Annotated in this window: 3 protein-coding genes; 1 reads left to right on the top strand and 2 read right to left on the bottom strand. The window is 70.7% G+C overall.

Annotated features, from left to right (window positions below):
* Positions 1-709, bottom strand: a 709-nt coding sequence (locus tag VF612_RS15960) for a tyrosine-protein phosphatase (protein WP_408660839.1), incomplete at its 3' end; no start/stop codon positions are given.
* Between the two features lie 38 nt (positions 710-747).
* Positions 748-2643 carry an acyl-CoA dehydrogenase gene (locus VF612_RS15955; protein ID WP_408660838.1) on the bottom strand — a complete coding sequence of 632 codons (1896 nt, stop codon included), beginning with the start codon at positions 2641-2643 and terminating at the stop codon, positions 748-750.
* A gap of 179 nt (positions 2644-2822) precedes the next feature.
* On the opposite strand from VF612_RS15955, the gene VF612_RS15950 reads away from it, so the two are divergent.
* A partial coding sequence (locus VF612_RS15950) for an LLM class F420-dependent oxidoreductase (RefSeq protein ID WP_408660837.1) occupies positions 2823-3490 on the top strand: 668 nt, incomplete at its 3' end.

Raw genomic sequence — 3490 nt, 5'->3', positions numbered from 1 at the left:
TGTCGATCGCGTCGAGCACGGCGACCATCACCGCGGCCGAGGCCGGCGGGATCTTCTCCGGCTGCCCGACCTCGAAGCCGTACAGGTCGCTGCGGGCCAGGTGGTCCACGATCGCCGCGATCTGGGACTGGGTCAGGGCATAGTCGGCGGCGATCAGCTCGCGGTCCACGCCGGCCACGGTGAGCGCCAGCGCCACCACCACACCGGTGCGGTCCTTGCCCGCGGCGCAGTGCACCAGGGTGGCTCCGACCGGCTCGGCGATGGCCCGCAGCGCAGCCATGATCGAGTCCGGCCGCTGCTCGAGGTACCGCAGGTAGGCCGCGACCACCGGGCCGTGCTCGGTGGCGAACCGTTCGCGCTGCCAGGGCAGCGGCTCCGGCGTCCCGGCGCCCGGGCCGGCCGGCAACTCGGCGCGGTCGGTGGTGTCCGGATACAGCGACAGGTGGTGGACGACCACGTCCGGCTGGTCGTGCAGCGCGCCGGGCCCGTCCCGGTCCACCTCGACGTCGGTGCGCAGGTCCACCACCCGGCGCACCCCCAGATCGCCGACCAGGTGCTGGACGTCGGCGTCGGTGAGGTGGCCGAGGCTCGCCGAGCGGATCAGCGCTCCGGGCCGGATCGCCCTGCCGTCCGCGGTGGGCAGGCCGCCGACGTCGCGGGCGTTCACCGCCCCCTGCAGCTTGATCCAGTTCGTCGCGCCGGCCGTCATGGGCACACCCTAACCGCCGGGTCGCCGGCGCCCGCGCTCTAGAAGACGTCCTCGCCGACGTCCATGATCGCGTTGTCGGTGGACTCGACGACCTTGCGGCGGGCGGCCAGCTCGGGCAGCACCGTGGTGGCGAAGAACCGGGCGACGGCGAGCTTGCCCTCGTAGAAGGACTTGTCCGCGGCCGGCAGCCCGCTGCGGTCCAGCGCGGCGAGAGCCACTGTGGCCTGGCGCAGCAGCAGCCAGCCGATCGCCAGGTCACCGCAGGACATCAGCAGCCGGGTGGTGTTCAGGCCGACCTTGTAGACGTTGCGGATGTCGTCCTGGGCCGAGGTGAGCTGGGCGATCATCGCCGCGACCATGCCACCCACCTCGGTCAGCGCCTGGCTGACGGCCGCGCGCTCGTCCTTGAGCCGGCCCTCCTCGGCGATCGAGTCGAGGAAGCCCTGGATCTCGGCCGACAGCGCGCCGAGCCCGACGCCCTTGTCCCGCACGATCTTGCGGAAGAAGAAGTCCTGGCCCTGGATCGCGGTGGTGCCCTCGTACAGCGAGTCGATCTTGTTGTCGCGGATGTACTGCTCCAGCGGGTAGTCCTGCAGGAAGCCGGACCCGCCGAACACCTGCAGCGCCTGGCCCAGCTGCTCGTAGGAGCGCTCGGAGCCGACGCCCTTGACGATCGGCAGCAGCAGGTCGTTGAGCCGCTCGTCGGTGCTGTCGGCCTGCGCCGAGTGCCCGGACCGGCCGCCGGCCAGCCCGCCGGCGGGCACCTCGTCCAGCGATGCCCCTGCCTCGTGCTCGGCCACCTGGATCCGGTCCTGGACGCTGGCGGTGTAGAGCGCGAGCGCCCGCAGGCCCTCGGCGTAGGCCTTCTGCAGCATCAGCTGCCGGCGCACGTCCGGGTGGTGGATGATCGTCACCCGGGGCGCGGTCTTGTCCGTAGCCCGGGTCAGGTCCGCGGACTGGACCCGGGTCTTGGCGTAGTCCAGGGCAGCCAGGTATCCGGCGGACAGCTCCGAGTAGGCCTTGGTGCCGACCATCATCCGGGCGTGCTCGATGACCTTGAACATCTGGGCTATGCCGTCGTGCACCTCGCCGAGCAGCCAGCCCTTGGCCGGCGCCTGCTCGCCGAAGGTGACCTCACAGGTGGTGGAGACCTTCAGGCCCATCTTGTGCTCGACGTTGGTCACCACCGCGCCGTTGCGGGCGCCGAGCTCGCCGGTGTCCCAGTCGAAGTCGAACTTGGGGACGAGGAACAGCGACAGGCCCTTGGTGCCCGGGCCGGCGCCCTCCGGCCGGGCCAGCACGTAATGGATGATGTTGTCGGCCATGTCGTGCTCGGCCGAGGTGATGAAGCGCTTGACGCCCTCGATGTGCCAGGTGCCGTCGTCCTGCCGGATGGCCTTGGAGCGGCCGGCGCCGACATCGGAGCCGGCGTCCGGCTCGGTCAGCACCATGGTGGCGCCCCAGCGCTTGTCGATGATGAGCTGGGCGATCTTCTGCTGCTCCTCGGTGCCCACCCGATCGATGATGTTGGCGAAGGCGGGACCGCAGTTGTACATCCAGATGGCGGGGTTGGCGCCCAGCACCATCTCGGCGATCGACCAGATCAGCGACCGCGGCGCCAGCGTGCCGCCCAGCGACGGCAGGGTCTCCAGCCGCCACCATTCGGCGTCCTGCCAGACGCCGTAGGACCTCTTGAACGACTCGGGCATCGTCACCGAGTGGGTGGCCGGGTCGAACACCGGCGGGTTGCGGTCGGAATCGACGTAGGAGTCGGCCAGCGGCCCCTCGGCCAGCGTGCGGACCTCCCGGAGAATCCCGCGAGCGGTCTCGGCGTCGATCTCGGCGAAGGGTCCGGCACCCAGCCGGTCGCCGGTTTCCAACACCTCGAAGAGGTTGAACTCGATGTCGCGGAGATTGCTCCTGTAGTGGCCCATTGCGGTCGTTCTCCTTGTTACTCGTCAGTAGGGAAAGAGTATTACTGGCGAGTAGGTGCCGCAAGTGAGTCGCGGGTCTTCGTGCTTGCCCGATCGAGCTGCCAGTGTCGCCGCCGTTGCCCTCGGTGGCCTTCTCCGGCGTTGCCAGGCCTCGGATCCCGCAGCGCTAGCCTCGAAGCATGGAGCTGCGCGTATTCACCGAACCCCAGCAGGGCGCGACCTACCGGGATCTGTTGTGGGTCGCCCGGGCCACCGAGGCGCTCGGGTTCGACGCGTTCTTCCGCTCGGACCACTACCTGCACATGGGTCAGGTGTCAGGGCTGCCCGGGCCCACCGACGCCTGGACGACGCTGGCCGGCCTGGCGCGCGACACCAGCCGGATCCGGCTGGGCACGCTGGTGAGCCCGGCGACCTTCCGTCCGCCGGGGCCGCTGGCGATCACCGTCGCCCAGGTCGACCAGATGAGCGGCGGCCGGGTCGAGCTGGGCCTGGGCGCCGGCTGGTTCGAGGCCGAGCACACCGCCTACGGCCTCCCGTTCCCCGATGTCGCCACCCGCTACGACCTCTTCGCCGAGCAGCTGGCTGTTCTTGACGGCCTGTGGCGGACGCCGTCCGGGCAGCGGTTCGACTTCGAGGGCAAGCACTACCGGCTGCAGGACTCCCCGGCGCTGCCGAAGCCGGTGCAGCAGCCGCGGGTGCCGATCATCCTCGGCGGCGCGGCGAAGAAGCGCTCGGCCGCGCTGGCCGCCGAGTACGCCGATGAGTACAACAGCGCGTTCCGGCCGGTGGCCGAGAGCGGGCAGATCTTCGACCGGGTCCGGTTGGCGGTGAGTGAGGCCGGCCGTGC

Source organism: Jatrophihabitans sp., assembly GCF_036388195.1.
Lineage (GTDB): Bacteria > Actinomycetota > Actinomycetes > Mycobacteriales > Jatrophihabitantaceae > Jatrophihabitans_A.
This window is presented reverse-complemented; position numbering and strand designations above follow the sequence as displayed.

Bases quoted from the DNA above. Each gene is read 5' to 3' on its own strand.
- VF612_RS15955 (WP_408660838.1), bottom strand. From the start codon at position 2,643: ATGGGCCACTACAGGAGCAATCTCCGCGACATCGAGTTCAACCTCTTC.